The 26,623-nt window shown below is 69.7% G+C and carries 26 protein-coding genes; 12 read left to right on the top strand and 14 right to left on the bottom strand.

Translation table 11 applies throughout. The annotated features are described in order from the left end of the window. Positions 1–18 precede the first annotated feature (18 nt). The 7 genes from AVAK2825_RS00560 to AVAK2825_RS00530 form a co-directional block, all read right to left on the bottom strand. Positions 19–1,608 (bottom strand): DUF3426 domain-containing protein, encoded by a 1,590-nt coding sequence (locus AVAK2825_RS00560; RefSeq protein ID WP_284393097.1) that lies wholly within the window; start codon positions 1,606–1,608, stop codon positions 19–21. 58 nt (positions 1,609–1,666) lie between these two features. Further along, positions 1,667–2,569, bottom strand: coding sequence for a 50S ribosomal protein L11 methyltransferase (gene prmA / locus AVAK2825_RS00555; protein ID WP_284393095.1), 903 nt, complete (start codon positions 2,567–2,569; stop codon positions 1,667–1,669). Positions 2,570–2,648: 79 nt separating this feature from the next. After that, positions 2,649–3,998, bottom strand: a complete 1,350-nt coding sequence (accC, locus tag AVAK2825_RS00550; RefSeq protein WP_284393093.1) for an acetyl-CoA carboxylase biotin carboxylase subunit — start codon at positions 3,996–3,998, stop codon at positions 2,649–2,651. After that, positions 3,991–4,167, bottom strand: a complete 177-nt coding sequence (locus AVAK2825_RS00545; protein WP_272567275.1) for a hypothetical protein — start codon at positions 4,165–4,167, stop codon at positions 3,991–3,993. The genes accC and AVAK2825_RS00545 overlap by 8 nt, the downstream gene beginning before the upstream one ends. A 7-nt stretch (positions 4,168–4,174) precedes the next feature. Then, positions 4,175–4,621 (bottom strand): acetyl-CoA carboxylase biotin carboxyl carrier protein, encoded by a 447-nt coding sequence (gene accB / locus AVAK2825_RS00540; protein WP_284393090.1) that lies wholly within the window; start codon positions 4,619–4,621, stop codon positions 4,175–4,177. A gap of 108 nt (positions 4,622–4,729) precedes the next feature. Continuing rightward, on the bottom strand, positions 4,730–5,311 hold the full coding sequence (locus AVAK2825_RS00535) for a TlpA disulfide reductase family protein (protein WP_284393088.1): 582 nt from the start codon (positions 5,309–5,311) through the stop codon (positions 4,730–4,732). Positions 5,312–5,343: 32 nt separating this feature from the next. After that, complete coding sequence (locus AVAK2825_RS00530; RefSeq protein ID WP_272567267.1) at positions 5,344–5,940, bottom strand: hypothetical protein; 597 nt, start codon at positions 5,938–5,940, stop codon at positions 5,344–5,346. A gap of 188 nt (positions 5,941–6,128) precedes the next feature. On the opposite strand from AVAK2825_RS00530, the gene mpl reads away from it, so the two are divergent. Beyond that, entirely contained in the window at positions 6,129–7,538 is a 1,410-nt protein-coding gene (mpl, locus tag AVAK2825_RS00525; RefSeq protein WP_284393085.1) for a UDP-N-acetylmuramate:L-alanyl-gamma-D-glutamyl-meso-diaminopimelate ligase, read from the top strand. A 76-nt stretch (positions 7,539–7,614) separates the two neighbouring features. On the opposite strand, the gene AVAK2825_RS00520 is transcribed toward mpl, so the two are convergent. The 4 genes from AVAK2825_RS00520 to tldD all read right to left on the bottom strand — a co-directional run bounded on the left by AVAK2825_RS00520 (position 7,615) and on the right by tldD (position 11,458). Further along, on the bottom strand, positions 7,615–7,926 hold the full coding sequence (locus AVAK2825_RS00520) for a hypothetical protein (RefSeq protein ID WP_284393083.1): 312 nt from the start codon (positions 7,924–7,926) through the stop codon (positions 7,615–7,617). A gap of 106 nt (positions 7,927–8,032) precedes the next feature. Continuing rightward, positions 8,033–9,154 (bottom strand): 3-deoxy-7-phosphoheptulonate synthase, encoded by a 1,122-nt coding sequence (locus AVAK2825_RS00515; protein ID WP_284393081.1) that lies wholly within the window; start codon positions 9,152–9,154, stop codon positions 8,033–8,035. A 257-nt stretch (positions 9,155–9,411) separates the two neighbouring features. After that, positions 9,412–9,957: a hypothetical protein gene (locus AVAK2825_RS00510; protein WP_272567257.1), complete on the bottom strand. Its 546-nt coding sequence runs from the start codon at positions 9,955–9,957 to the stop codon at positions 9,412–9,414. Between the two features lie 40 nt (positions 9,958–9,997). After that, complete coding sequence (tldD, locus tag AVAK2825_RS00505) at positions 9,998–11,458, bottom strand: metalloprotease TldD (RefSeq protein WP_272567255.1); 1,461 nt, start codon at positions 11,456–11,458, stop codon at positions 9,998–10,000. A gap of 158 nt (positions 11,459–11,616) precedes the next feature. Between tldD and AVAK2825_RS00500 the strand changes: the two genes are divergently transcribed. The 6 genes from AVAK2825_RS00500 to AVAK2825_RS00475 all read left to right on the top strand — a co-directional run bounded on the left by AVAK2825_RS00500 (position 11,617) and on the right by AVAK2825_RS00475 (position 17,513). Further along, positions 11,617–12,291 (top strand): GntR family transcriptional regulator, encoded by a 675-nt coding sequence (locus tag AVAK2825_RS00500; protein ID WP_284393078.1) that lies wholly within the window; start codon positions 11,617–11,619, stop codon positions 12,289–12,291. 26 nt (positions 12,292–12,317) lie between these two features. Continuing rightward, on the top strand, positions 12,318–12,998 hold the full coding sequence (locus tag AVAK2825_RS00495; protein WP_284393077.1) for a DUF2848 domain-containing protein: 681 nt from the start codon (positions 12,318–12,320) through the stop codon (positions 12,996–12,998). Beyond that, positions 12,995–14,362 (top strand): amidase, encoded by a 1,368-nt coding sequence (locus AVAK2825_RS00490; protein ID WP_284393076.1) that lies wholly within the window; start codon positions 12,995–12,997, stop codon positions 14,360–14,362. Before AVAK2825_RS00495 ends, AVAK2825_RS00490 begins: the two co-directional genes overlap by 4 nt. 28 nt (positions 14,363–14,390) lie before the next feature. Further along, complete coding sequence (locus AVAK2825_RS00485) at positions 14,391–15,323, top strand: LysR family transcriptional regulator (RefSeq protein WP_284393075.1); 933 nt, start codon at positions 14,391–14,393, stop codon at positions 15,321–15,323. 128 nt (positions 15,324–15,451) lie between these two features. After that, the gene (locus tag AVAK2825_RS00480; RefSeq protein ID WP_284393074.1) at positions 15,452–16,132 is read left to right on the top strand and encodes a DUF4286 family protein; all 681 of its coding nucleotides are present in this window, start codon (positions 15,452–15,454) and stop codon (positions 16,130–16,132) included. A 70-nt stretch (positions 16,133–16,202) separates the two neighbouring features. Beyond that, positions 16,203–17,513 (top strand): MFS transporter, encoded by a 1,311-nt coding sequence (locus tag AVAK2825_RS00475; protein WP_284393073.1) that lies wholly within the window; start codon positions 16,203–16,205, stop codon positions 17,511–17,513. A 42-nt stretch (positions 17,514–17,555) separates the two neighbouring features. Here the strand turns inward: AVAK2825_RS00475 and rodA are convergent, their stop codons facing one another. After that, positions 17,556–18,719 carry a rod shape-determining protein RodA gene (gene rodA, locus AVAK2825_RS00470; RefSeq protein ID WP_272567244.1) on the bottom strand — a complete coding sequence of 388 codons (1,164 nt, stop codon included), beginning with the start codon at positions 18,717–18,719 and terminating at the stop codon, positions 17,556–17,558. Between the two features lie 110 nt (positions 18,720–18,829). Between rodA and AVAK2825_RS00465 the strand changes: the two genes are divergently transcribed. Then, complete coding sequence (locus AVAK2825_RS00465; protein ID WP_284393072.1) at positions 18,830–19,414, top strand: YqiA/YcfP family alpha/beta fold hydrolase; 585 nt, start codon at positions 18,830–18,832, stop codon at positions 19,412–19,414. 15 nt (positions 19,415–19,429) lie between these two features. Here the strand turns inward: AVAK2825_RS00465 and AVAK2825_RS00460 are convergent, their stop codons facing one another. Then, positions 19,430–20,989 (bottom strand): PglL family O-oligosaccharyltransferase, encoded by a 1,560-nt coding sequence (locus AVAK2825_RS00460; protein WP_284393071.1) that lies wholly within the window; start codon positions 20,987–20,989, stop codon positions 19,430–19,432. Between the two features lie 83 nt (positions 20,990–21,072). On the opposite strand from AVAK2825_RS00460, the gene AVAK2825_RS00455 reads away from it, so the two are divergent. From AVAK2825_RS00455 to mtgA, 4 genes are all read left to right on the top strand, one after another. Then, positions 21,073–23,169 carry a ribonuclease catalytic domain-containing protein gene (locus tag AVAK2825_RS00455; protein ID WP_284393070.1) on the top strand — a complete coding sequence of 699 codons (2,097 nt, stop codon included), beginning with the start codon at positions 21,073–21,075 and terminating at the stop codon, positions 23,167–23,169. Then, positions 23,166–24,026: an energy transducer TonB gene (locus AVAK2825_RS00450; protein ID WP_284393069.1), complete on the top strand. Its 861-nt coding sequence runs from the start codon at positions 23,166–23,168 to the stop codon at positions 24,024–24,026. Before AVAK2825_RS00455 ends, AVAK2825_RS00450 begins: the two co-directional genes overlap by 4 nt. A gap of 71 nt (positions 24,027–24,097) precedes the next feature. Next, entirely contained in the window at positions 24,098–24,949 is an 852-nt protein-coding gene (aroE, locus tag AVAK2825_RS00445; protein WP_284393068.1) for a shikimate dehydrogenase, read from the top strand. Positions 24,950–24,973: 24 nt separating this feature from the next. Continuing rightward, positions 24,974–25,705 (top strand): monofunctional biosynthetic peptidoglycan transglycosylase, encoded by a 732-nt coding sequence (mtgA, locus tag AVAK2825_RS00440; protein WP_284393067.1) that lies wholly within the window; start codon positions 24,974–24,976, stop codon positions 25,703–25,705. Between the two features lie 50 nt (positions 25,706–25,755). On the opposite strand, the gene AVAK2825_RS00435 is transcribed toward mtgA, so the two are convergent. Beyond that, complete coding sequence (locus AVAK2825_RS00435) at positions 25,756–26,553, bottom strand: IclR family transcriptional regulator domain-containing protein (RefSeq protein WP_272567234.1); 798 nt, start codon at positions 26,551–26,553, stop codon at positions 25,756–25,758. Positions 26,554–26,623 lie beyond the last annotated feature (70 nt).

Below are 26,623 nucleotides of genomic sequence, written 5' to 3'. Positions count from 1 at the left end.
GAAGAAAAGATCCGAAGATCAGGGATAGAAAGCCAGAACACGGTAGCCGGAGACGCGCGCGCCGCCCGTGGCCACCACCATGGGCAAGGTGCCGCTCCATTCGCCGCCGGGCGCGATCTCCGCGGGCGCCCCCAGGTCCTGGGGCTGCAGCACGCGGCGCAGCACCGGCCGGTCCTGCGTGTCGGTCAGCGTGAGCTCCACCGACGGCATGGCCACGGCAAAGCCGGCACGGCTCTTGATGGACAAGGCCAGCTGGTACGAGTCGCCCCGTCCCTTGTTGAAGGACGAGCTGTCGATCACCACTTCGGTGATGCGGCGCGGGGCGGCGATGGCGCATTGCAGCGGGACGCACAGCGCCTGGAGGACGGGCCGCGCACCCGGGTACTGCGATGCCAGCCGGTCGCGCTCCTGCACCGCCAGCTGCAGGCCGAGGCCTGCGGCCAGGGCCATCAGCAGCACGGCCAGGCCGGCGCGCACCGCCGGCTTGCCCCAGAAGGCCTTGCGGCGCGCGGCGCGCATGAAGCCCGGCTCATCAGCGGCCGTGGCATGCACCGCATCGTCGTCCTCGTCATCGTCTTTCGCCGGCGAGTGCAGTGGCAGGCGGTGAACGGAAGGCTGCGCACCGGCCTGGGCCGCGGAGGCGATGGCCGCTTCTGCCGGCAACGCCACCACGCCTTCCAGCCCACCACCGGCCTGCGTGGCGATGGCCACCGGATCGGTGTCGGCATCGATGGCTTCCAGGGCCATGTCCATGGCCACCGCCTTGGCGATGGCATCGTCGGTCGAAGCCTGCCGCCCATGGCCATCCGGCACATCGGCGGCGGCTAGCAGCGGCCCGTCGTCCAGATCGTCGGGCCATTCCGAATCGCGCAACTCCGCGAAGGGCAGTTCATAGCCCGCTGGCTCGGGTGGCGTTGCGCTGCGCGCGCGCCCTGCCGCAGCCGCTTCGTCCTGCGGGGTTGTCGGGGCGGCGGGCACCGCACCGATGGGCCGTTCAGCGGCAGCCACCGATCCCGGCAAAGCCCATCCCGATGGCAGTGGAGGTAGAACGGGCTTGGCCGGCGCAGCAGTGGAATCCGTCGCGCTTGAGCGGGTTCGCCAAACCAGCGGAGACGCAGGCTCCAGGCTCCAGTCGGCGGGCGGCTCCACGCCCGGCGACGCCAGCGGCCGCGCGGTGAGGTAGCTCGGCACCAGCGGCGGCTCCGGCACCTCCAGCGGCGCGGGCAGGGCGGGGTCGCCCATCGGCAGCGGTGCGGTCGGCGCTGGCGTTGGAGGGGACGAAGAATGTGGCGGTGCCGGGGCCGCAGAGGCGGTGGGCCCGCGTGGCACGCCGGGCGCGGGCGCTGTTGGAGAGGGTTGCGGCACGCTCGCCGCGCCGGCCCCCCAGGCCCGTTCGGCAGGCGCCGGCGGCCGCACGGTCGCGCGCGGAGCGTCGGGAATGGCCATCTCCGGCAGCAGGTCCTGCGACGCCGAGCGCACCAGATGGGCCGCCGCATCGAAGACCTCCTTGCACTGCCCGCACCGCACCCACCCATCGGAGATGCGCAACTGGTCCGCGACGACCTTGAAGGTCGTGCCGCAGGCGGGGCAGCGTGTGATCTGGCTCATCGGCTCGGGATTGTAGGTGGGCGCCATGCCCGCCCGAAGGGCGGCACGGCCCTGCCCGTCACCGCGCGGCCACCATCAGGATCCAGCCCTCCTGCGTGTCGGCCACCTCCAGGGGCAGCCACGGCGCATAGGCCTCTTTCAGCTCGTCGGCCTGGCGCTCCAGGATGCCGGCCAGCACCAGATGGCCTCCGGCCGCCACATGCGCGCACAGCAGCGGCGCCAGCACCTTGAGGGGCGTGGCGAGGATGTTGGCCAGCACCGTCTGGTAGGTGCCGCTGGCCTGGTCGGGCAAGCCCGCCTTCAGTGCCACACCGTTGGCCTCGGCGTTCAAACGCGTGGACTCCACGGCCGCCGGATCGATGTCCACGGCATCGACATCCGTCGCACCGAACTTGGCGGCGCCGATGGCCAAGATACCGGAGCCGCAGCCATAGTCGAGCACGCGGCCCAGCGGGTTGCCGCTGGCGCCGTACGGCGCGCCGTTCGCCGCGATCCACCGCAGGCACATGCGCGTGGTGGGGTGCGTGCCGGTGCCGAACGCCAGGCCGGGATCGAGCCGGATGCTGCGCGTGGCCTGGGCCGGCAGCTCGTGCCAGGTGGGCACGATCCAGAAATCCGGCGTGATGTCCACCGGTGCGAACTGCGATTGCGTGAGGCGCACCCAGTCCTGCTCGGGCACGGTGGCCACGCCCAGAACGCGGCAGCCTTCGAAGAAATCCTGCACCTCCAGCAGGGCCCGCGCCTCCTGCGCTTCGGCTTCGTTCTGGAACAGCGCCACCACCCGGCTGCGCTGCCAGCCGTCCTTGGGCGGCGGCATGCCGGGCTCGCCGAACAGCGCCTGCTCGGCATCGGTCTGCGCGTCGGCATCCTCGACCGACACGCTCAGCGCCTGCAGCGCATCGAGCGCATCGCTCAGGGACTCGACCCGGTCTTCGGGGCACATCAGGCTCAGCTCAAACATGGGAGACCTCCGGGAGAAAACGAAAATGCTGGCACCCGTTGCCAGGTGCCAGCATGCAAAACCACCACGCGCGGCGATCTCAGCGCTTGTGCTGCGACAGCCACTCTTCCAGGTAATGGATGTTGGTGCCGCCCGCCACGAACTTGGCGTCCACCATCAGCTCGCGGTGCAGCGGCACGTTGGTGTTGATGCCCTCGATCACGGTTTCGGACAGCGCCGTGCGCATGCGGGCCAGCGCCTGCTCGCGCGTGTCGCCGTGCACGATGATCTTGCCGATCATCGAGTCGTAGTTCGGAGGCACGTAGTAGTTGGTGTAGGCGTGCGAGTCCACGCGCACGCCCGGGCCGCCCGGCGCATGCCACATGGTGATGCGGCCTGGCGAGGGGATGAACTTGTACGGGTCCTCGGCGTTCACGCGGCATTCGATGGCGTGGCCGCGGATCTCGATCTGGCGCTGGGTAAAGGGCAGCTTCTCGCCGGCGGCGACCATGATCTGCGTCTTCACGATGTCCACGCCCGTGATCCATTCGGTCACCGGGTGCTCCACCTGCACGCGGGTGTTCATCTCGATGAAGTAGAACTCGCCGTTTTCATACAGGAACTCGAACGTGCCCGCGCCGCGGTAGCCGATCTTCTTGCAGGCGGCCACGCAACGCTCGCCGATCTTCTCGATCAGCTTGCGCGGGATGCCGGGCGCCGGCGCCTCCTCGATCACCTTCTGGTGGCGGCGCTGCATGGAGCAGTCGCGCTCGCCCAGATAGACCGCATTGCGGTGCTTGTCCGCGAGGATCTGGATCTCGATGTGGCGCGGGTTCTGGAGGAACTTCTCCATGTACACGGCCGGATTGCCGAACGCCGCGCCGGCCTCGGCCTTGGTCATCTGCACCGCGTTGACGAGCGCCGCCTCGGTGTGCACCACGCGCATGCCGCGTCCGCCGCCGCCGCCCGCGGCCTTGATGATGACGGGATAGCCCACCGCCTTGGCGATGCGGCGGATCTGCACCGGGTCTTCTGGCAACTCGCCTTCGGAGCCGGGCACGCAGGGCACGCCCGCGCGGATCATGGCCTGCTTGGCCGAGACCTTGTCGCCCATGGTGCGGATCGACTCGGGCGTGGGGCCGATGAACTGGAAGCCGCTCTTTTCCACCCGCTCGGCGAAGTCGGCGTTCTCGGACAGGAAGCCGTAGCCGGGGTGGATGGCCTCCGCATCGGTCACCTCGGCGGCCGAGATGATGGCGGGCATGTTGAGGTAGGACAGCGGCGAGGGCGCGGGGCCGATGCACACCGCCTCTTCGGCCAGCTTCACGTACTTGGCATCGCGATCCGCCTCGGAATACACCATGACGGCCTTGACGCCGAGTTCACGGCAGGCGCGCTGGATGCGCAATGCGATTTCGCCGCGATTGGCAACGAGGATTTTCTTAAACATAGGTTTCTTCGCGGCTCATCACCCATGCGCGGGCACATGCGAGTGCGGTTGGCGTGGCCTTGCCCGGGGCAAGACGGCCGGCACCGGCGACGAGGATTTTCTGAAACATGGACGTTCCCTGGCGCCCGGCAACGAGGCCGGCGCGCCCGACAAGGACCGAGGAAGACATGCGCAATTTATTCGATCACGAACAGGGGCTGCCCGTATTCCACCGCCTGGCCGTTCTCTCCCAGGATGCGGGTGACGGTGCCGGACTTGTCGGCCTCGATCTCGTTGAGGATCTTCATGGCCTCGATGATGCAGATCGTCTCGCCTTCCTTGACCTGGCTGCCCACCTCGACGAACGACTTGGCGCCCGGGCTGGAAGCGCGGTAGAACGTGCCCACCATGGGCGACTTCACGATGTGGCCGGTCGGGGCGGCCGGAGCGGGCAACTCGGCCACCGGGGCGGCCGCCGTCGCGGGTGCCGGGGCCTGCTGGGCGGGTGCGGCCACATATTGCTGGACCACCGCACCGCCGCTCTTGACGATGCGGACCTTGCCTTCTGCCTCGGTGATCTCGAGTTCTGACACATTCGACTCGGACACGAGGTCGATCAAGGTCTTGAGTTTTCGCAAATCCATGGGAACTCCAACGCCAAAAACAAAATAGGGCGCGAATTTACCCCAAATTCGACCTATGGCCGGTATTTGGGCGCAAATTCATTGATCTTCGCGGTGGATTGCAGACCGCTATCCCAGGGAAGCCCATTGGGTCAGGTCTTGCGCGGTGACCTGGCCCATTTTACGGTGCAGGATGCTGCCATCTGCGCCCATCAGCACGCTGAAAGGCAGGCCTCCGGTGAGATTGCCCAGCGAACGGCCCAGTTCGGTGCCCGAAAGCCCCGCCAGTCCCACCGGGAAATCCAGCGGCAGGCGCCCCAGGAACTGCCGCACGGACGAGGGCTGGTCGATCGCCAAGCCCACGACTTGCCAGCCTTTGGCGGCATGTTCCCGGTAGAAGGCATTCAAAAGCGGCAGCTCGTCCACGCAGGGCGGGCACCACGTGGCCCAGAAGTTCACCAGCAGCGGCTTGCCGCGAAAACGCGCCATCGCCACGGGCTCGCCGCCCGAAGGCGCCTCGAACTGCTGTGCCCACAGGGCGGCTTCGGCGCCGGACAGCACCGCGTGCGGCTGGAACCGCCACCACGCCAGCCCTGCGCCGCCCAGCCCGGCGGCGGCCACGCCGGCATACGCCATCAGCCTGCGACGCGAAGCCTGGGGCGCAGCATCGGACCCGGCCGCGGGGGCCGGGCGGGGGGCGGGTGGGGACATAGGGGTGCCCGTATCGGAGGGCGGTGACACATTCATTCGGGAGGGCTTTCCAACAGCTTGCGCACGGCGCGAATGTCTCCGCGCGGTGCCCGGCCCCGCGCATCGGGGCGCAATGCGCCGCGCAGGTCATCCAGGTCATAGATCAAAAGGTGCACGCCGATCATCTCGCCCAGCACCGGCGAATGGCTGGAGAGGCTCAACGCCTCGACCGACTCGCCATGGAAGCCGGTGACGGTACGCGGCTCGTAGTCCACATGGTGGTCGATCAGCGCGATCTCGGCGGATTTGCAGTCGTCGCAGAACAACTGCAGATAAATGTCGGACAGCCGGGTCGCCGTGCCATGCCACACCGCTCCGCCCAGGTGCGGGCGAAACGTCTCCATGCGCTCCATCCAGATCAGCGCCAGCTGCCGCAGCGCGAGCAATTCCTGGGGCTGGGTGTCGGCACAGAACAGGCCGATGTACTCACGCACCGCGTCCTCGATCAGATCGTTGTCGGGCAGCGGTGTGCGGGTGGGCAGGCCCAGTTGGCGAACGGCCCGGCGTTTGGCCGGGCCCCATTCCAGGCCTTCTTCGACGACCATGCGGGCCGCGGCGTTGGCGATCTCGGTGGCGAGGGCGTTTGGCATGGCGGCGATCGGGTGGGGGGAAGGGTCCATTGTGGCCTCAATGCAAGAAGGCGGCCCGGGAAAACGCCCGCATCCGGCAGGGGCATGGTGCGCCCCATCGTGGACCTTGCTATTGAAAATGTAGCAATCGAGGCAAGAGGGATCTGCGGGGGCAGCCTTGCAGACCTGGAACCTTAGAATCTGCGCCCATGCATATTCACATTCTGGGCATCTGCGGCACGTTCATGGGGGGCCTGGCGGCACTGGCGCGCGAAGCGGGCCACAAGGTCACCGGCTGCGACGCCGGCGTGTACCCCCCGATGAGCGACCAGTTGCGCGCCTTGGGGATCGAACTGATCGAAGGCTACGGCGCGGACCAGATGGCGCTGGCGCCCGATGTGTTCGTGATCGGCAACGTGGTCAGCCGGGCGCGCCTGCCCGACGGCACGCCGAAATTCCCCCTGATGGAGACCATCCTCGACGCCGGCGCCGCCTACACCAGCGGCCCCCAGTGGCTTGCCGAGCACGTGCTGCAGGGTCGGCACGTGCTGGCCGTGGCGGGCACCCACGGCAAGACGACCACCACGTCGATGCTGGCCTGGGTTCTGGAATGCGCGGGCCTGCAGCCCGGCTTCCTGGTGGGTGGCGTACCGCTGGATTTCGGCGTGTCGGCCCGGCTGGGCGCCGCGCGCCGTCCGGTGGCCGGCCCGGGCGTGGCGGGCGATGCGCCCGTGTTCGTGATCGAGGCGGACGAATACGACACCGCGTTCTTCGACAAGCGCAGCAAGTTCGTGCACTACCGCCCCCGCACCGCGGTGCTGAACAACCTGGAATTCGACCACGCGGACATCTTCGACGACCTGCCAGCCATCGAGCGGCAGTTCCACCACCTGGTGCGCACCGTGCCGCCGTCGGGCCGCGTGGTGGTCAACGGGCTGGAGGAAAGCCTGGCCCGCGTGCTGCATGCCGGCTGCTGGAGCGAGGTGGCGAGCTTCGGCGCGCTGGTGAGCGACTTCACGGCCCAGGGCGAGCCGCACGCCTTCGATGTGCTCCACCAGGGCCGGACCGTGGCCCACGTGGAATGGGCGCTGACCGGGGTGCACAACCAGTTGAATGCGCTGGCCGCCATCGCCGCCGCCCACCACGTGGGCGTGGCGCCTGCAGAGGCCGGCCGTGCGCTGGCGCGGTTCCAGAACGTGAAGCGGCGCATGGAACTGCGCGGCACCGTGCGCGGCATCGCGGTGTACGACGACTTCGCCCACCACCCGACCGCCCTGCGCACCACGCTGGACGGCCTGCGCCGCAGCGTGGGCCCGGCGGCGCGCATCCTCGCGGCATTCGAGCCGCGCAGCAACACCATGAAGCTGGGCACCATGAAATCGCAGCTGCCCTCGGCGCTGGAGCCGGCCGACCTGGCGTTCTGCCACACCGCCGGCCTGGACTGGGACGCGGCCCAGGTGCTCGCGCCGCTGGGCGACAAGGCCCGGACGGCGGCGGACATCGGCACGCTGATCGGACAGATCACCCAGGCGGCCCGGCCGGGCGATCACATCGTGTGCATGAGCAATGGCAGCTTCGGCGGCATCCACGGCAAGCTCATTGATTCGCTATCAAAATAATAGCAATATGCCCTAGAAGAATATGCGCTGGAGGCCGATTCGGCCGATAGCGCAGAAGGCGACCCTCCGCCCCTCTTCAATACGTCACGGCCATGGCCGGGACATCCACCCGCACGATCGGGCGGGCCAGTGCGGCGCTGGCAGCCTCGGCGAACTGCCGGCCCCATTGCGCATCGGCCAGCAGCGGGGCCCCGGCGGCCTGTGCCACCGTGAGCACCTTGTCGGCCAGCAGCACCTTGCCGCTGGCCCGCAGGGGCTCGCACTCCAGGCTGATGAACGCCTCGTCCAGCCAGCGGCGGGCGTCTTCATTGCTCAAAGGCTGCGAGCCTTCCAGGTCGAAACGGAATTCCTGGCCCGGCGCCAGGGTGATCGAGACTTCTCTGCGCATGGATTGTTTTCCTGGTTGAGGTGGGGCCAAGGCCGGCCACGCAAGCCGATGCCCGCGGCGGGGCCATCGAGCTTACATCGCACGCCGCTGCCCCGGTCCCTGGTTTTCAGCGGGCGCGGCGGGCGGCCACGGCCGCCGACAGGTCGGCCAGCGCCGACAGCGAATCGTCCCAGCCCAGGCAGGCGTCGGTGATGCTCTTGCCGTACTCCAGCGCACCCGGCTGGTCCTTGCCCGGCGTGAACTTCTGGGCACCGGCAGTCAGGTGGCTCTCGATCATCACGCCGAACACGCAGCGCGAGCCGCCCGCGATCTGCGCGCCGATCTCGCGCGCCACGTCGCGCTGCTTTTCGTGCTGCTTGCTGCTGTTGGCATGGCTGCAATCCACCATCAGCGTGGCGGGCAGCTTGGCGGCCTCCAGGTCCTGGCAGGCCGCGGCGACGCTGGCCGCGTCGTAGTTCGGTGCCTTGCCGCCGCGCAGGATCACGTGGCAGTCGGGATTGCCCTGCGTGTTGACGATGGCCACCTGCCCGTTCTTGTGCACCGACAGGAAGTGGTGACCGCGGCTGGCGGACTGGATCGCGTCGGTGGCGATGCGGATGTTGCCGTCCGTGCCGTTCTTGAAGCCGATGGGCGCCGACAGGCCCGAGGCCAGTTCGCGGTGCACCTGGCTTTCGGTGGTGCGCGCACCGATGGCGCCCCAGCTGATGAGGTCGCCGATGTACTGGGGCGAGATCACGTCCAGGAACTCGCTGCCGGCCGGCACGCCCATGCGGTTGATGTCGATGAGCAGCTGGCGCGCGATGCGCAGGCCTTCGTCGATGCGGTAGCTCTCGTCCAGGTACGGATCGTTGATCAGGCCCTTCCAGCCCACCGTGGTGCGGGGCTTTTCGAAGTACACACGCATCACGATCTCCAGCGTGTCGGCGTACTGCTCGCGCACCGCCTTCAGGCGCCGCGCGTAATCCAGCGCGGCGGCCGGGTCGTGGATGGAGCAGGGGCCGATCACCACCAGCAGGCGTTCGTCCCGGCCCGCCATGATGTCCTGGATGCCGCGCCGCGTGCGCGTGATCAGGGATTCCACCGCCGTTCCCCGGATGGGGAAGAAGCGGATCAGATGTTCTGGAGGGGGCAACACGGTGATGTCCTTGATACGTTCGTCGTCGGTCTGGCTGGTCTTCTCGACGTCGCGGTACCAGGCATCGCTGGTGGGGTTGGAAGTGGCCGTCATGGTTGCGTCCTCGTGGGTTGGATCGGAAAAAAGGGGGAGCGGAAAAACAAAAAACCGCCGGGCTTTTCAGCTTCGGCGGTTTCTAGAGGAGGGGGGCTCGGGTGGTTGCGCGCTGACCTCTCATCCGCCTGGGACAGAGAAGTAAAACCAAAAATAAAACGCGCTACGCACTTGCATCGGTGGCAATGTAACACCGATTTTTGCGCCGCAACATCCCCGGCGCGTTGCAGCGCTGCCACAAGCGGGGTGCCGCGCTTTCATCGCCCGCGCCCCGCCAACCAGCGGCGAAGGCGCGCCAGCATCGGGCGGCGCCGGGCCGCAGCGGGCTCTGGAGAAGGCTCGCTGAGCATCGCCCCGCCCTGCTCGTACATGTCGATGACCAGCATCGCCTCGCCCAGGGTGCGCCAGGCCAGGCGCTCGAACGCATCGAAGCAGGCCGGCTCGCTGCGGCTTTGGCGGGTCAGTGCCTGGTGCCAGATCTCGATGGCATCGCGCAGGTCTTTCAGGGCCTGCTGATAGGCCCCCAGCTCATAAAGCGCATGCCAGGCGGAGCCCAGCCCGGTGAGAAAGAACTGGTGCTCGCGCGCGGCGCGCTTCAGGTGCTCCAGGCTCCAGAAGATGGCGGAGGGATCGGCGCAGGCGCGGCGCAGGTGCGCGGCATCTTCGATGAGCGCGGACAGCGACGTCAGCGCATCGCGGAACTGGCGGGACTCCTCATCGGCCACGCCTTCGCGCAGCAGCCGGCTCACATCGCCAAACGATTGTGCGGTGTTCAGCAGCTGGCTGGACGAGGGGTCAGGCATGGTGGGTGCACGCCTGGAAGGTCCGCCGCCGCCCGGGGCCTTATGCGGTGCCGCCGACCGTCAGGCCGTCGATGCGCAGCGTGGGCTGGCCCACGCCGACCGGCACGCTCTGGCCTTCCTTGCCGCACGTGCCCACGCCGCTGTCGAGCGCCATGTCGTTGCCGATGAGCGTCACCTTCTTGAGGGATTCCGGACCGCTGCCGACGATGGTCGCGCCCTTGACCGGGTACAGGATCTTGCCGTTCTCGACCCAATACGCCTCGCTGGCCGAGAACACGAACTTGCCGCTGGTGATGTCCACCTGGCCGCCGCCGAAGTTGGTGGCATAGAGGCCGCGCTTGATGCTCGCCACGATCTCCGCCGGGTCTTTGTCGCCGCCCAGCATGTAGGTGTTGGTCATGCGCGGCATGGGAATGTGCGCGTAGCTCTCGCGCCGGCCGTTGCCGGTGGGCGCCACGCCCGACAGGCGCGCGTTCATCGAATCCTGGATGTAGCCCTTGAGGATGCCGTCCTCGATGAGCACGTTGCGCTGGCTGGCGTGGCCTTCGTCGTCCACGTTGAGGGAGCCGCGGCGGTCGGCCAGGGTGCCGTCGTCCAGCACCGTCACGCCCTTGGCCGCCACGCGCTGGCCGATGCGACCGCTGAAGGCGCTCGAACCCTTGCGGTTGAAATCGCCCTCCAGCCCATGGCCCACGGCCTCGTGCAGCAGCACGCCAGGCCACCCGGGGCCGAGCACCACGGTCATCTCGCCCGCGGGCGCAGGGCGCGACTCCAGATTGACGAGGGCGGCGTTCACGGCCTCGTCGACGTACTGGGTGATCTGCGCATCATCGAAATAGGCCAGGCCGAAGCGCCCGCCACCGCCGGCCGAGCCCACCTCGCGGCGGCCAGCCTGCTCGGCGATCACGGTGACCGACAGGCGCACCAGCGGGCGCACGTCGGCAGCCAACGTGCCGTCGGAGCGCGCCACCAGCACCACGTCGTATTCGCTGGCCAGGCCAGCCATGACCTGGGCCACGCGCGGGTCCTTGGCGCGGGCCTGTTGCTCCACCTTTTCCAGCAGCGCCACCTTGGCCGTGCTGTCCAGCGAAGCGATGGGATCGGTGCCGGGATAGAGCGATCGGCTGGCGGAGATCTTCTTGAGCGAGATCTTCGCCCGCTTTTCCTGCGAGGCCGCCGAAATCGCCCGCACGGTGCGGGCGGCATCGAGCAAGGAGGCCTCGGAGATGTCGTCGGAATAGGCGAAAGCCGTCTTCTCGCCGCTCACGGCCCGCACCCCGACGCCCTGGTCGATGCTGAACGAACCGGTCTTGACGATGCCTTCTTCCAGGCTCCACCCCTCGCTGCGCGTGTATTGGAAATACAGGTCGGCATCGTCCACCTGATGGGCCCGGATGTCGGCGAGCGCGCGCGCCAGATGGGTTTCGTCGAGGCCGAAAGGCTCCAGGAGCAGGCGGCGGGCGACGGACAGGCGTTCGATGGTGGGTTCGCGGGAGATCATGGGCGGATTCTAGAAGCCTTGGTGCCTGCCGGCATGGCGCTTTGCGAGCATCCCACCCGGCGGCGCGGCCATGACGACACGAATCGGCCATGTCCAAGAGATATCTGTGATATTTCACTGATATATCATTTGAGTTTAGTCGAACCTATCCATCCCCGATGCCCGCCCTGCCCCAGCCGTCCCCTCCCGCCGCACCCGGCGGCGGCGCCCAGTTACGCGAGCAGGCCTACGCCGACATCAAGCGCCGCATCATTGCCTGCGAGCTGGCACCCGGCGCGCAGATCAACGAAGGCGCACTGGGCACGCTGCTCGGCCTGGGCCGCACGCCCATCCACCAGGCGCTGCACCGGCTGGAGATGGAAGGGCTCGTGACCATCCTGCCGCGCAAGGGCATCGTGGTGGCGCCGCTGTCGCTGGACGAGGTGCTGGACATGATCGAGGTGCGCGCCTGCAACGAGACCCTGTGCGTTCGCCTGGCGGCCGAGCGGGTCCGGCCCGCTGAACTGGCCGCGATGCGCCACCTGCTGGGCGAGGTCCCGGCGCTCCTGGCCGCACACGACGTGCCTGCGCTGATGGCGCTGGACCTGCGCTTTCACAGCGCGATCTCGGCCGCCGCCCGCAACACCGTGCTGGCCGACCTGCTGCGCCGGCTGCACGAACAGCAGGCGCGCTTTTGGTTTCTGACGCTCTCGGAGGCCGGGCACAGCGTGCGCATCCACGACGAGCACCAGGACATCCTCGCCGCGCTCGAGCGCCACGACCCCGATGCCGCCGCCGCCGCGATGCAGCGCCACATCGACGATTTCCGCCGCGCGATCACCCGCGCACTTTGATCCTTCCGCCCTTTCGTTGCCCCACCATGCCCCAGCACACCTTCGATCTCGCCGGCCACGGGCCGGTCACCCTGGACATCCGCCACCTCGTCATCGCCGGCTGGGCCGGCCGCGATCGCGCGGCGGTGGACCACCACATCGCCGAACTGGCCGCGATCGGCGTCAAGCCGCCCTCCACGGTACCCACCTTCTACCGCGTGGCCAGCCAGCTGCTCGACACGGGCAGCACGGTGCAGGTTCCGGGCCATGACTCCAGCGGCGAAGTGGAATGCGTTCTGCTGGCGAGCGAGGCGCACGGCGTGCTCGTGGGCATCGGCTCGGACCACACGGACCGCACCGTCGAGGCCTACGACGTCACGGTGTCCAAGCAGATGTGCGCCAAGCCCGTGGGCCGCACCCTATGGAAGCTGTCGGAGGTGCAGGGCCACTGGGACCAGCTGGTCACCCGCTGCTGGCGCACCCGCGACGGCGTGCGCGCCCTGTACCAGGAAGGCGCCCTGGCCCGCCTGCTGCACCCCGCCGAGCTGATGCAAAAATGGAATGCGGCAGGCGGCCTGCCCGCCCACACGGCCATGTTCTGCGGCACCCATGCGGTGATCGGCGAACTCGGCTGGGGCGAGGCCTTCGAGCTGGAATTGCACGACCCCGTTCTGAACCGCAGCCTGCACCACCACTACGCCACCCAAGCCCTGGAGATCGCCCGATGAATGCCCTCGCCACCACCCGCCACCCCACCGTCCGCGAACAGGCCGAGGCCCTGGCCCGGGGCGACACCACCAGCGTGGCGCTGGTCGAGGCGGCGCTCGCGCGCATCGCCACGCACCGCGCGGCGGGCGGGCACGCCTATGTGGGCGAGGTCGAAGCCGAGGCCGCGCTGCAGGCGGCCCGCGCCAGCGACGCCGCCCGCGCGGGCGGGCACGTGCCCTCGCCGCTGGCGGGCCTGCCCGTCTCGATCAAGGACCTGTTCGACGTGCAGGGCCAGGTGACCCGTGCCGGATCGGCCGTGATGGCCGGGGCGCCCGCCCAGGCCGACGCCGTCGCGGTGGCCCGCCTGCGCGCCGCGGGCGCAGTGCTGCTCGGTCGCACCAACCTGAGCGAGTTCGCCTTCTCGGGTCTGGGACTCAACCCCCACTACGGCACGCCGGCCAACCCGCACGACCCGAGCCGCATCACCGGGGGCTCCACCTCCGGCGGCGCCGCCACCGTGGCGCTCGATCTGGCCACCGTGGCGCTGGGCACCGACACGGGCGGCTCGATCCGCATTCCGTCCGCGTTCTGCGGGCTCACAGGCTTCAAGCCCACCGCCCGGCGGGTGCCGCTGGCCGGGGCCTATCCGCTGTCGCGCAGCCTGGACTCGGCCGGCCCGCTGGCCCGCAGCGTGGACTGCTGCGCCGTCGTCGATGCCATCCTGAGCGGCGAGGCGCTGGACACCCGCGCCGCACCGCTGGCCGGGCTGCGCCTGGGTGTGACGGACGACTTCGTCATGGACGGCGTCGAGCCCGAGGTGGCGGCCGCCTTCGACGGCGCGCTCCAGCGCCTGTCCGCCGCCGGCGCACGCATCGTGCGCTTCGGCTTCACCGAACTGCACCAGCTGCCCTCGCTCAACGCCGCGGGCGGGCTGATCGCCGCCGAGGCCTGGCAGGTGCATCGCGCGCGGCTGGAAGACCCGGCCCAAGAGGCGCAGTACGACCACCGCGTCGCCCAGCGCACCCGCCGCGGCGCCGCGATTTCCGCGGCCGACTACATCGATCTGCAGGACGCGCGGCTGCGCCTGCAAACCACCGCCCGCGAGCGCCTGCGCGACCTCGACGCCTGGCTGATGCCCACCGTGGCCGTGCGCGCGCCGCGCCTGGCGGACCTCACCGGCGACGATGCCCGGTTCTTCGCCATCAACGGGCTGGTGCTGCGCAACACGACGGTGCTCAATTTCCTGGATGGCTGCGCGCTCTCCCTTCCATGCCAGGCGCCCGGCGAACTGCCCGTGGGCCTGTCCGTAGGCGGCGTGCACGCCGCCGATGCGCGCGTGCTGCAGGTGGGCCGCGCCATCGAAGCCTGCCTGCGCGCGGGCTGAAACGCTTGCGGCCAGGGCCCTGCGCACGATGAACACCCGCTTCGTCGAAGCCTTTCTCTGGATCGCGCGGCTCGGGAGCTTCCGCGCCGCGGCCGAGCGGCTGCACGTGACGCAGGCGGCCATCTCCAACCGCATCGCCTCGCTGGAGGAAGAGATCGGCGCCCGCGTGTTCGAGCGCGACCCGCGCGACCTGCGGCTCACGCCCGTGGGCCTGCGGCTGCTGGACTATGGCGAGCGCATGCTGGAGCTGCAGCGCGAGATGATCGCGCTCGGGCACCCGCAGCAGGAGCTTCTGGGCCTGGTGCGCATCGGCGCGATCGAGAGCGTGGTGCACACCTGGCTGGTGGACTTCCTGGGCACGCTGCAGCGCCTGCACCCGGGCATCGAAGTGCAGCTGACCTCGGAAACCACCCTCGCCCTGCACGAGCGCCTGCAGATCGGCGCGATCGACATCGCGCTGCAGACCGACCCCATGGCCAGCGCCGAGATCGTCAACATGGCCTGCCCGCCGATGGCCATGGGCTGGGTGGGCGCCGGCGCCTCCGCGCCCCAGCCCGACGATGGACGCATCGCCCACCTGCTGCTGCAGCCGGTGCTGACCATGAGCCCGGGGTCACAGCCCCACCAGGCGCTCAAGCAGCTGTACCGGCAGGCCAGCATGCCCGTGGGCAAGGTGCATTGCGTGAGTTCGATGGCGGCGATCGTGAGGCTGGTGCAGTCGGGGTTCGGCAACGCGCTGATCCCGCTGCCACCCGTGCGCGAGGAGATCGAGCGCGGCGACCTGCGCGTGATCGCGTGCGATACGCCCCTGCCGCCCCAGCGCATCGTGGTGAGCCATCTGGACGCCAGCGGCTCGGCCGCCATCCGCCGCGCGGCCGAGCTGGCGTGCAGCGAATCCGAGCGCTTCGCTGCCTCGCTGTCCGCACCATTCCGGACGCCGGGCACAGAGGGTGAACCCTGATTTGGTGCAGTAAAAGCATCCGACCCGACAAGTAATTCTGATGGCCGCAGGGCAAAAAAACCCGTTTGTGGCACGCCGATGCGCGGCCGATGATTCCCTGGTCTTTTTGCAAGGAATCGCAAGTGCCCATGGCTTCCCAGAACCTTCCCTCCGCCGCCCCCGGCACCGTGCACGGCATGCTTTTCGTGGCCGCCGATGTCGATGCCGCCGACGAGGCCGACTTCAACCAATGGTATGACCGCGAGCATGTCGAAGAGCGCGTGCGCATCGACGGTTTTCTCTCCGGCGCCCGCTACGTTTCTCGGCAGGGCGGCCGCAAGTACCTGGGCCTGTACCGCACGCAGTCGCTCGCGGCCTTCACGTCCGATGCGTACCGCGCCGCGTTCGGCCGGCAGACGCCGTGGTCGGTCACCAACCTGGGCCGCATGCGGGACCCGATGCGCCGCGTGTGCGCGGTGGAGGCCGTCACCGGGTTCGGCTCCGGCAGCCACCTGAGCGTGCTGGCCCTGCCGCCGGCCGATGATCGCGCCGCACTGGTGGCGCGCGCCGTGCAGGCCGGCACCCAGCTCGCGCAGGTGCCCGGCTTCGTGCAGTCGTACCTGCTGGTGCCGGACCCGGTGCTGAGCACGCCCCTGCCCACGGAGCGCACCGAGGGCCGCGTGCTGCAGCCGCTCATGGTGGTGGAAACCGGCCACGCCGAGGCGCACCGCGAAGCCCTGGCCCGTGCCGCCGCGCTGCTGCAGGCCGATGCGGCCGCGGCGGCCCAGTACGCACTGGGCTGGAAGCTCACGCGGGCCGACCTGGGCTGATCCCATCTGCCATTCCCGGCCCCTGCGCCCCCGATTTTTCCTTCATCGCCTTTCACCGGAGATCCCCCCAATGCGTGCAGTTCCCCAGGGCGTCGCCCACGCTCCCCCCGCCGCCCCCAAGATGGGCCGACTTGCCATGGCCAGCTCGGTCGGCACCACGCTCGAGTGGTACGACTTCACGGTCTACAACATCATGGCGGCGCTGGTCTTCAACGCCATCTTCTTTCCGTCCTTCGACCCGCTCACCGGCACCATCCTCGCGTTCTCCACCTATGCCGTGGGCTACATCTCCCGGCCGCTGGGCGGCATGGTGTTCGGCCACCTGGGCGACCGGCTGGGCCGGCGCTTCGTGCTGGTGGCCACGCTGGTGATCATGGGCGTCTCGACCGGGCTGATGGGGCTGCTGCCCACGTACGGCACCTGGGGCATCTGGGCGCCCATCGCCCTGGTGGCGCTGCGCTTCGTGCAGGGCGTGGCGCTCGGCGGCGAATGGGCCGGCGCGGTGCTGCTGTCGATGGAGCACGGCAAGCCCACCGAGCGCGGGCGCAACGCCTCGTTCACGCAGGTCGGCCCGTCGTGCGGCACGCTGATCGGCACCGGCTTCATCGCCCTGGTCTCGGCCTGGCTGAGCCCCGAAGACTTCCAGGCCTGGGGCTGGCGCATTCCCTTCGTCTCCAGCGTGGCGCTGGTGCTGTTCGGCCTGTGGCTGCGCCGCGGCGTGGACGAGACGCCGGTGTTCCGCGAAATGGAGGCCCACCAGGCCACGGCCAAGACGCCCATCAAGGAGGTGTTCTCGCAGCACTGGCGGCGCCTGCTGGTGGCCGGCGGCTCGCGCATCGGCTCGGATGTGCTGTACGCGCTGGTCGTGGTGTTCACCCTGACCTATGTGACCACGGTGCTGCACCTGTCGCGCCCGCTGGCGCTCACCGCCACCATGATCGGCGCGGCGTGCAACGCCCTCGCCGTGCCATGGTTCGGCGCGCTGTCGGACCGCATCGGCCGGCGCCCGGTTTACATCGCCGGCGCGCTGCTGGGCATCGCCTGGGCCTTCGTGTTCTTCGTGCTGATGGACCGGGCGCAGCCGCTCGCCATCTGCGCGGCGGTGGTCGGCGGTCTGCTGATCCACGCCATGATGTACGGCCCGCAGGCCGCCTTCGTGACCGAGCAGTTTCCCAACCGGGTGCGCTATGCCGGCGCCTCGCTGGCCTACACGCTGGCGGGCATCCTGGGTGGCGGCTTCGCGCCGCTCATCATCGCCTCGCTGTTCAAGTCGTACGGATCGACGGTGGCGGTGTCGCTCTACGTGACGGCCGCGCTGGGCCTCACGCTGGTGGCCCTGCTGGTCGCCCGCGAGACCGCGCACGAGCCGCTGCAGGCCTGAGCCGCCCGGCCCCTCTCGAAGCCGGCCGCCTGGCCGGCTTTTTCATGTGCGCTCGTTCAGCGGAATGCGCTGTGCCCGCGCGATGGACATCAGCACGCCCAGCGCCAGCCCCAGCGTGACCATGGCGGTGCCGCCGTAGCTCACGAAGGGCAGCGGCACGCCCACCACGGGCAGGATGCCGCTCACCATGCCCATGTTCACGAAGGCGTAGGTGAAGAAGATCATCGACACCGCCCCGGCCATCAGGCGCGAGAACAGCGTGGTGGCCCCGACCGCGATGGCCAGGCCCCGCCACACCAGCATCAGGAAGCACACGATCAGGAACAGGTTGCCGGCCAGCCCGAACTCCTCGGAGAACGCGGCGAAGATGAAGTCGGTCGTGCGCTCGGGAATGAACTCCAGGTGGGTCTGCGTGCCGGCCATGAAGCCCTTGCCCCAAAAGCCCCCCGAGCCGATGGCGATCATGCCCTGGATGATGTGAAAGCCCTTGCCCAGCGGATCGCGCGTGGGGTCCAGCAGGGTGCAGATGCGCTGCTGCTGGTAGTCGTGCAGCACGGGCCAGCGCACCCCGTCGGCGCACAGCTGGGGCTCGAACCACACGATGAGGGCGATGCCGATGCCCCCGATCAGCACGGGCGGCAGCACCAGCTTCCAGGGCAGGCCGGCGAAGAAGATCACCGACAGCCCGGCCGCCAGCACCAGCAGTGAGGTGCCCAGGTCGGGCTGCTTCATGATGAGCCCCACCGGCACCGCCAGCAGCGCGCCGGCCACCACGAAGTCCAGCGGCCGCAACTGGCCCTCGCGCCGCTGGAACCACCAGGCCAGCATGAGCGGCATGGCGATCTTGAGCAGTTCGCTGGGCTGGATGACCAACCCCAGGTTGATCCAGCGCTGCGCGCCCTTCTTGGTGATGCCGAACAGCGCCACCGCCACCAGCAGCGCCACCCCCACCGTGTACAGCGGCACGGCCATCGCCATCAGCCGCTGGGGCGGCACCTGCGCCACCACGAACAGGATGCCGGCGGCCAGCAGCATGTTGCGGCCATGGTCGTAAAAGCGCGTGCCGTGGTCGTAGCCCGAGGAATACATGGCCACCAGCCCGGTCGATGCCAGCATCAACAGCACCAGGATGAGCAGCCAGTCGAAGCCACGGAACAGAGGCAGGACGCGCTGCAGCAGGGAGGGTTTGTCGAAGACGGCGGACATGGGGCGCGATTATCCGGCCGGCCGAAGGCGCCGCCGTCCCGGCACAATCGAAGGCCCCCGGCACTGCCGCACCATTGCCTGCATCGCTCCACGCCGCCGCGCCTCCCACCATGCCCACCACCCACCTGCTCTACCTGCACGGCTTTCGCTCCTCGCCCCAGTCGGCCAAGGCCCGGCAGATGGCGGCGCACGTGGCCGCCCACCATCCGGGCGTGCATTTCTGGTGCCCGCAGTTGCCGCCCTCGCCCCGGGCGGCCATGGGCCTCGTGGCGCAGGGCATCGCGGACTGGCCGCAGGGGACGATGGCGGTGGTGGGCTCCTCGCTCGGCGGGTTCTACGCGAGCTGGGTGGCGCAGCAGGCCCGCTGCCCGAGCGTGCTGCTGAACCCCGCCGTGGACCCGGCGCGCGACCTGCAACGCTACATCGGCGAGCAGACCGCATGGCACGACCCGGCCGAGCGCTTTTTCTTCCGCCCCGAATACATCGCCGAGCTGCGCGCGCTGGACATGCGGGGCCGCCCCCCGGCCGGCCCGGAACTGGCCGTCATCGCCAAGGGCGACGAGTTGCTGGACTGGCGCGAGATGGCGGGCCGCTATGCCGCCGCGCAGGTGGTCCTGCTGGAGGGCGGCGACCATGCCTTGAGCGACTTTCCCGCGCACATCGGCACGGTGGCGCGGTTCTGCGGCCTGGCCTGAGGGGCGGTCAGGACATCAAGGCAGCGGAGCGGAGGCCGCGGCGGCCGGGTGGCTGGCCGCCCAGCGCGCGTACTCCTGCGGATAGGCGATGCGGTAGCGCACCGTGTGGAAATCCACCTCGTCCGTGCGCCAGAGCCATGCCGCACTGGCCAGCACCGCCTCGATGACACGGGGCTCGGGCGAGTAGTGCAGCAGCCGCGTGGCCCGGGTGTGGACGTCGGCCGCGTTCTGCGCGGTCACGGGCGTCGTCGTGACGGTGGCGAAATCGGCCGTGCCGCGGAAGAAGGCGATATCGCCCAGCACTTTGCGGGCAGTGTCTTCGCGGTAGGCCGGGTCGCGGTCGGGCACGGCGCGGTAGAGCTGGCTGACCCGTTCGTAGTCGCGCACCAGCAGCCCCCCGAAGGCCAACGCAGCACCCCCGGCCAGCGCGGCGGCGGCGATCCAGGCCGGCCCGGGCCGCCAGGGCCGCGCCGGGCGCACGAGCAGCAGCAACGCGAACCCCGTGGCCAGCTGGAACGGGCCGTACCACAGCGGAAACTCCAGCAGACTGTGCACGCCCACGATGGCCAGCACGCCCCAGGCCAGCTGCCGCACCGGATCGGTCTCGCGCCAGGGGGCCAGGCGCCACACGCCCCAGAGCGCCAGCAGGCACAGCCCGCCCGCCACGGGCAGGCCCAACTCGACGGCCAGGTGCAGCGGCAGGTTGTGGGCGTTGTCCAGCAGCACGCAAAAGCGCTCGCCCGGGAACAGCGTGCTGTAGTGGGCATAGGCCATCTCGCCCCAGCCCCAGCCGGTCCAGGGCTTTTGCGCGATCAGGTGGAGCATGTTGGACCACAGCACGGTGCGGCTGACGCAGCCTTGGCCCTCGTCCGCGAGCCGCTGGAACAGCCCGTCCATCGACACGCCCGCCCAGCGCTCCAGCATCCAGGGCAGCGCCCAGGCCGCCAGCGCGTACAGCAGCCCCCCCGTGGCGGCGAAGGCCAGGGGCAGGCCGCCCAGGGAACGGCGCCAGAGCACCAGCAGCCCGAGCATCACGCCCCATTCGAGGATGCCGGTGCGCGAGGCGGTGGCCGCATCCGCCGTGCTGATGAGCATCAGCGCCCAGGCGGCCAGCACACCCGCGGCCACGGGCTGCCACGGCTGGCGGGTGCCGGGCAGCGCCGCCTGCAGGCGGCCCACCATCCAGGCCAGGGCCCAGGCCCCCATGCCCAGCAGCGAGGCCTGCTGGTTGCGCTGGCGCAGATTGCCCAGCGCCAGCCCCGGCGTGGAGGGGTAGATCCACGGCGCCGCGCCCACGTCGCCCCAGAAGAACTGCACCAGCCCCACCCCGGAGGCCAGCACCGCGGCCAGCACCAGCCCGCCCGCCAACACCCAGGCGGCCCCGCGGCGCAGCCCGCCCCGGGCCGGCGGCACCCGGGCCACGCCGATCGCCAGGGCCGCCAGCACAAGGGCGCACGCGCCCGACACCATCAGCGGCCAGAAATTGGACAGCGGCGCCTGGGTGTGCGCGAACAGGAACGGCAGCGCCACGGCCACGGTGGCCAGCGCGGCGGCGAAAGCGTTGAACAAAGGCATGGGGCGGTTGGCCGAGGCAAAGGGCCGATCATAGGCAGGGCCGCCCGTTCGGCCCCACGGGCGCCCATGGGACAATCCCGCCCATGCATGCATTGTTTGAAGAAGCCGGCAAATTTCTCGCCGGACGCATCCTTTCCGAGGCCGAAAGCTCCGCCCAGATCGAGCTCGACTCGGGCAAACGGGTGAAGGTCAAGGCCGCCCACCTGCTGATCCGGTTCGAAAAACCCGCCCCAGCCGAGATGCTCGCCCAGGCGCAGGCCGTGGCCGCGTCGATCGAACTCGACCTGGCCTGGGAGTTCGCCCCCGAGGACGAATTCGGCTTCGCCGACCTGGCGCGGGACTATTTCTCCGAGAACGCCACCCTGGTCCAGCAGGCCGGCGCGCTGTTCGCGCTGTACGAGGCGCCGCACTACTTCCGGCGCGCTGGCAAGGGCCGCTTCAAGAAGGCGCCGGCCGAGATCCTGCAGCAGGCGCTGGCCGCCATCGAGAAAAAGAAACTCGTGCTGCAGCAGATCGCCGACTGGGCCGAGCAGCTCGGCCGGGGTGAATGCCCGCAGCCCATCCGGGAGCAGCTCTACAAGATCCTGTTCCGGCCCGACAAGAACGCGCCCGAGTACAAGGCCGTGGTGGAGGCCAGCCGCGCCACCCACCTGCCGCCGCTCGATCTGCTGCAGCGGGCCGGCGCCATCGACTCGGCCTACCAGTTCCACTGGAAGCGCTTCCTGTTCGACAACTTTCCCAAGGGCACCGGCTTTGCGGCCATCACCGCGCCGCAGCCGCCCGAGGACCTGCCGCTGGCGCCCGTGCAGGCCTATTCCATCGACGATTCCCAGACGACCGAGATCGACGATGCGCTGTCGGTGCAGGGCCTGGGCACCGGCACCGTGGTGCTGGGCATCCACATCGCGGCGCCGGGCCTGGCCATCGTGCCGGGCACGCCGCTCGACCAGTTGGGGCGCAACCGCCTGTCCACGGTGTACATGCCCGGCTACAAGATCACCATGCTGCCCGACGAGGTGGTGAAGATCTACACGCTGGACGAAGGCCGCGCCAACCCGGCCGTGTCGCTCTACGTGACCATCGACGAGGCCACGCTCGAAGTCACCGGTACCGAAACCAGGCTGGAGCGCGTGCCCGTGGCGGCCAACCTGCGCCACGACCAGCTGGACCACATCGTCACCGAAGCCTGGCTGACCGACCCCGCGGTGCAGGCCCCGGAAGCCCCCCAGCGCTTGCTGGAGCTGCGCGGGCAGCTATCGTTTCTGTACCGCCTGGCCCAAAGCCTCAAGGCCCAGCGCGAGGTGGTGCGAGGCAAGCCCGAGACCTTCAACCGGCCGGACTACAACTTCCGCCTCACCGGCAACGACGGCGCCGAGCCGCAGGGCCGCGAGACCGTCTCGATCACCACGCGCCGGCGCGGCGCCCCGCTGGACCTGATCGTGGCCGAGGCCGCCATCGTGGCCAACAGCACCTGGGGCGGCCTGCTGGCCGACCACGGCGTGCCTGGCATCTACCGCAGCCAGGCCAGCCTGGCGCCCGGCGTGAAGGTGCGCATGGGCACCAAGGCGCTGCCGCACGCGGGCATCGGCGTCAAGAGCTACGCCTGGGCCACCTCGCCGCTGCGCCGCTACGTGGATCTGGTGAACCAGTGGCAGATCATCGCGTGCGTGCGCCACGGCAAGACCGCCGCGCTGGCCGCGCCGTTCAAGCCCAAGGACGCGGACCTGTTCTCCGTCATCAGCAGCTTCGATGCGGCCTACAGCGCCTACAACGGCTACCAGGCCGGCATGGAGCGCTTCTGGACGCTGCAGTACCTGCAGCAGAACGAGATCACCGAGATCGAAGCCACCGTGTTCAAGGAAGGCCCCGGGGGGAGCTTCCTCGTGCGGGCCGACACGCTGCCGCTGGTGCTGCCCGTGCTGGGCGCGCAGAACCTGCCGCGCGGCGCGCGGGTGCGCGTCAAGCTCGGTGAGATCGACGAGATCACGCTCGACGTGAACGGCACCGTGCTGGAGCGACTGGACAGCCCCGCCGACAGCGCCGAGGCCGCGCCGCAGGGCGACGAGGCGGGCGAGGACGACGAAGAGGCCGTGGCCGGCCCCATCGCCATCGCGGTGGACGTGAACGAAACCGAGGCCGGCGCCAGCGCCAGCGCCAGCACGGATAATCGGGCGCCGTGAAACTGCCCGCCTTCTTCCAACGATTCAGCACGCTGCAGCTGGCGCTCGGCGTGTCCATCGCCGTGCATGCGGTGCTGCTGTCGGTGCGGTTCATCGACCCCGAGAGCTTCAACCGCGTCTTCCAGGACACGCCGCTGGAAGTGATCCTGGTCAACGCCAAGTCCAACGAGCGGCCGGACAAGGCCCAGGCGATCGCGCAGTCGTCGCTGGCCGGCGGCGGCGAGGCCGCCAAGGGCCGCGCCACCAGCCCCCTGCCCTACTCGGCCCTGACGGCGGTGGGCGACGATTTCGAGGAGGCCCAGCGCAAGCTCGACGCCATGCAGGAGCAGCAAAGCCAGCTGCTGGCCCAGCTGCGCAAGCAACTGGCCACCCTGCCGGTGCCCGACCCGCGCCAGCCCAGCCAGAGCGCCGACGCGCTGGCGCAGGAGGAAAAGCGCCGCCAGCTCATCAAGCTGCTGGCCGAGATCGAAAAGCGCATCAACGAAGAGAACGCCCGCCCCAAGAAGCGCTACATCAGCCCCGCCACGCGCGAGGAGGTCTACGCGATCTACTATGACGGGCTGCGCCGCAAGATCGAGGACAAGGGCACCGACAACTTTCCCGAACAGGGCGGCAAGAAGCTCTACGGCGAGCTGACGATGATCGTGACCGTCAACCACGACGGCACGGTGCTGGAGACCGAGATCGTGCAGGGCTCGGGCAACCGCCTGCTCGACAACCGCGCCCAGGCCATCGCCCGCTCGGCCGGGCCGTTCGGCGTGTTCGGCCCCGCCATGCGGGCCAAGGCCGACCAGATCGCCGTGGTCTCGCGCTTCAAGTTCACGCGCGACCAGACCCTGGAAACCAGCGTGCGCTGACGCCGCGCCACCCTTCGCCGTACGTCCTGCGCCGTACTTTCCTTGCCGCTTTTCTCCCGCACGACACCCCGATGACTTCGCCCGTGGATTCCTACTGCGTGATGGGCAACCCGGTCGAGCACAGCCGCTCGCCCTGGATCCATGCGCGCTTCGCCGAACTCACCGGCGAGCGCCTGTCGTATGCCCGCCGGCTGGTGCCGCTGGACGGCTTCCCGCAGGCCCTGGCCGACTTCGCCGCGGCGGGCGGGCGCGGCTGTAACGTGACCGTGCCCTTCAAGCTCGACGCCGCACGGCTGGCCGCCCAGGGCAGCGAGCGGGTGCGGCTGGCCGGCGCGGCCAACACCCTCACCTTCGGCGACGACGGCCGCATCGCCGCCGACAACACCGACGGCCTGGGCCTGGTGGCCGACATCGTGCGCAACGCCGGCGTGCCCCTGGCAGGCAGCGACGTGCTGCTGGTGGGCGCGGGCGGCGCGGCGGCCGGGGCGCTGGGACCGTTGCTGCACGAACGGCCGCGCCGCATCGTGGTGGTCAACCGCACCGCGGCCCGCGCCCAGGCGCTGGTGCACGCGCACGCCGATCTCGCTTTGCTACAAAAAACAGAGCTAAACGCCCTAGAAGATCATGCGCTGGAGGCCGATTTCGATGTGATCGTCAACGCCACCGCCAGCAGCCTGGGCGGCGGCGGCATTCCGGTGCCGGCCCACGTGCTGCGGGCCGGCAGCCTGGCCTACGACATGATGTACGGCCCCGCCGCGCAGGGGTTCCTGGACTGGGCCGCCCGCCACGGCGCGGTGCCGCGCGACGGGCTGGGCATGCTGGTGGAGCAGGCGGCCGAGGCGTTCGCGCTTTGGCGCGGCGTGCGCCCGCCCGCGGCCCAGGTGCTGGCCGAGCTGCGCGCCGCCATGGCCGCCGGCCACTGACCCGCCCCGGGGAGAGACCGCGCCATGAAAGGCTTGCTGCGTTGGATCGGGCTGGTGCTGCTGGCCTTCGTGGCGCTGCAGGTGTTCTTCGTCGGCCGCATCGCGGCCATGGTGGCGATCGACCCCGAATCCACCGCCTTCCAGCGCTCGGAGGCCTGGGGCCAGGTCGCCCAAGGCACGCTGCAATGGCGCCAGCAGTGGGTGCCCTACGGCCAGATCGCCGACACCCTCAAGCGCGCGGTGATCGCCTCGGAGGACGACGGCTTCGTCAACCACGACGGCGTGGACTGGAACGCGATCGAAAAGGCCTGGGAGCGCAACGCCCGCGCCGAGGCCCAGGCCGCCAAGCGCCAGGAGCTGCAGCCCGACCGGCCGGTGCGCAACCCCAAGATCCGCGGCGGCTCCACCATCACCCAGCAACTGGCAAAGAACCTGCTGCTGTCGGGCGAACGGACGCTGCTGCGCAAGGGGCAGGAGTTCGTGCTCACGCTGGCGCTGGAGCAGCTGCTGAGCAAGCAGCGCATCCTGGAGATCTACCTCAACAGCGTGGAATGGGGCGACGGCGTGTTCGGGGCCGAGGCCGCCGCGCAGCACTACTTTCGCAAGAGCGCCTCGAAGCTCAGCGCGGCCGAGGCCGCCCGGCTGGCGGTGATGCTGCCGCAGCCCAAGCGCTTCGAGAAGGCGCCGGGCTCGGCCTACCTCTCCGGCCGCACGCGGGTGATCCTGGGACGCATGGGCTCGGCGGAACTGCCCTGAGGGCGAACGGAGCGGCGGCGCGCCGTCCCCTCCTGCGCCAAGGCGTCAGGTCAGACGTGCGGGCCGTTCAGCGCCTCGCCCAGTTGGCCGGGCATGATGGCCGCCTCTTCCCCGATGCGGTCCGCCGTGGCCTGCACCAGGGGCAGGAAACGCTTGAGCATGCGCTCGTCCATCTGGCTGGCGAACGTGGAATACACCAGCGTGCCGCGCAACACCCCGCCGCCGAACACCGGCACGGCGAAGGCCGTGCTCTCGGCATTGCTGCGCGCGTGGCGGATGGCGTAGCCCTGGCGCCGCGTCTGCTGCACGATCTTGCGCATCGCCCACAGGTCGGTGATCTTCTGGCTTTCGTCGCCATTCAGGTTGGCCGACTCCACCAGGATGCGGCGCTCCGCCCGGCTGCAGAACGACAGGTAGGTGCGGCCCAGCGCGGACGGGATCAGCTCGTAGCGGCGCCCCAGGCTGGAGGGCCGGATCGCGTACGGGCTGTAGGGCATGGTGCAGAACACCACGCGGATCTGGTGCCCTTCGATCACCCCCAGGGACAGCGGCCACTTGATCTGGCGCGTGGTGGCGATCATCAGCGGCGCGGCCACTTCGGCCAGGCGCAGCTTTTCGTTGATGCCGCTGCTCAGGTTGCCCACGGCGAGCGTGAGCTGGTATTGCCCATAGGCGTGCGGATCGCTGCGCACGTATTTCTCGGACTCCAGCGTGCTCAGCAGGCGGTGCAGGGTCGATTTGGCCAGGCCGGTGCGCTGATGCAACTCCTGCAGGCTCCAGGTGGAGCGCTCATTCATCACGCGAAGGATGAGCAGCGCTCGCTGCACGGAACGGACTTCGGTACTCATGTTTCTCTCTCGGTCTCGGGTTGGGCAGTATGGCGCACGCCATACACCCCGCGCAATATGTAGTACCAGG

It is taken from the genome of Acidovorax sp. SUPP2825 (assembly GCF_030158995.1).
Classification (GTDB): domain Bacteria; phylum Pseudomonadota; class Gammaproteobacteria; order Burkholderiales; family Burkholderiaceae_C; genus Paracidovorax.
The sequence above is the reverse complement of the archived record's forward strand: the minus strand, read 5'-3'. Positions and strand labels throughout refer to the sequence as shown.

What these genes read in the sequence shown, in the direction of transcription:
- AVAK2825_RS00560 (WP_284393097.1), bottom strand. Translation starts at nt 1,608, where the DNA reads ATGAGCCAGATCACACGCTGCCCCGCCTGCGGCACGACCTTCAAGGTC.
- prmA (WP_284393095.1), bottom strand. Translation starts at nt 2,569, where the DNA reads ATGTTTGAGCTGAGCCTGATGTGCCCCGAAGACCGGGTCGAGTCCCTG.
- accC (WP_284393093.1), bottom strand. Translation starts at nt 3,998, where the DNA reads ATGTTTAAGAAAATCCTCGTTGCCAATCGCGGCGAAATCGCATTGCGC.
- AVAK2825_RS00545 (WP_272567275.1), bottom strand. Translation starts at nt 4,167, where the DNA reads ATGTCTTCCTCGGTCCTTGTCGGGCGCGCCGGCCTCGTTGCCGGGCGC.
- accB (WP_284393090.1), bottom strand. Translation starts at nt 4,621, where the DNA reads ATGGATTTGCGAAAACTCAAGACCTTGATCGACCTCGTGTCCGAGTCG.
- AVAK2825_RS00535 (WP_284393088.1), bottom strand. Translation starts at nt 5,311, where the DNA reads ATGTCCCCACCCGCCCCCCGCCCGGCCCCCGCGGCCGGGTCCGATGCT.
- AVAK2825_RS00530 (WP_272567267.1), bottom strand. Translation starts at nt 5,940, where the DNA reads ATGCCAAACGCCCTCGCCACCGAGATCGCCAACGCCGCGGCCCGCATG.
- mpl (WP_284393085.1), top strand. Translation starts at nt 6,129, where the DNA reads ATGCATATTCACATTCTGGGCATCTGCGGCACGTTCATGGGGGGCCTG.
- AVAK2825_RS00520 (WP_284393083.1), bottom strand. Translation starts at nt 7,926, where the DNA reads ATGCGCAGAGAAGTCTCGATCACCCTGGCGCCGGGCCAGGAATTCCGT.
- AVAK2825_RS00515 (WP_284393081.1), bottom strand. Translation starts at nt 9,154, where the DNA reads ATGACGGCCACTTCCAACCCCACCAGCGATGCCTGGTACCGCGACGTC.
- AVAK2825_RS00510 (WP_272567257.1), bottom strand. Translation starts at nt 9,957, where the DNA reads ATGCCTGACCCCTCGTCCAGCCAGCTGCTGAACACCGCACAATCGTTT.
- tldD (WP_272567255.1), bottom strand. Translation starts at nt 11,458, where the DNA reads ATGATCTCCCGCGAACCCACCATCGAACGCCTGTCCGTCGCCCGCCGC.
- AVAK2825_RS00500 (WP_284393078.1), top strand. Translation starts at nt 11,617, where the DNA reads ATGCCCGCCCTGCCCCAGCCGTCCCCTCCCGCCGCACCCGGCGGCGGC.
- AVAK2825_RS00495 (WP_284393077.1), top strand. Translation starts at nt 12,318, where the DNA reads ATGCCCCAGCACACCTTCGATCTCGCCGGCCACGGGCCGGTCACCCTG.
- AVAK2825_RS00490 (WP_284393076.1), top strand. Translation starts at nt 12,995, where the DNA reads ATGAATGCCCTCGCCACCACCCGCCACCCCACCGTCCGCGAACAGGCC.
- AVAK2825_RS00485 (WP_284393075.1), top strand. Translation starts at nt 14,391, where the DNA reads ATGAACACCCGCTTCGTCGAAGCCTTTCTCTGGATCGCGCGGCTCGGG.
- AVAK2825_RS00480 (WP_284393074.1), top strand. Translation starts at nt 15,452, where the DNA reads ATGGCTTCCCAGAACCTTCCCTCCGCCGCCCCCGGCACCGTGCACGGC.
- AVAK2825_RS00475 (WP_284393073.1), top strand. Translation starts at nt 16,203, where the DNA reads ATGCGTGCAGTTCCCCAGGGCGTCGCCCACGCTCCCCCCGCCGCCCCC.
- rodA (WP_272567244.1), bottom strand. Translation starts at nt 18,719, where the DNA reads ATGTCCGCCGTCTTCGACAAACCCTCCCTGCTGCAGCGCGTCCTGCCT.
- AVAK2825_RS00465 (WP_284393072.1), top strand. Translation starts at nt 18,830, where the DNA reads ATGCCCACCACCCACCTGCTCTACCTGCACGGCTTTCGCTCCTCGCCC.
- AVAK2825_RS00460 (WP_284393071.1), bottom strand. Translation starts at nt 20,989, where the DNA reads ATGCCTTTGTTCAACGCTTTCGCCGCCGCGCTGGCCACCGTGGCCGTG.
- AVAK2825_RS00455 (WP_284393070.1), top strand. Translation starts at nt 21,073, where the DNA reads ATGCATGCATTGTTTGAAGAAGCCGGCAAATTTCTCGCCGGACGCATC.
- aroE (WP_284393068.1), top strand. Translation starts at nt 24,098, where the DNA reads ATGACTTCGCCCGTGGATTCCTACTGCGTGATGGGCAACCCGGTCGAG.
- mtgA (WP_284393067.1), top strand. Translation starts at nt 24,974, where the DNA reads ATGAAAGGCTTGCTGCGTTGGATCGGGCTGGTGCTGCTGGCCTTCGTG.
- AVAK2825_RS00435 (WP_272567234.1), bottom strand. Translation starts at nt 26,553, where the DNA reads ATGAGTACCGAAGTCCGTTCCGTGCAGCGAGCGCTGCTCATCCTTCGC.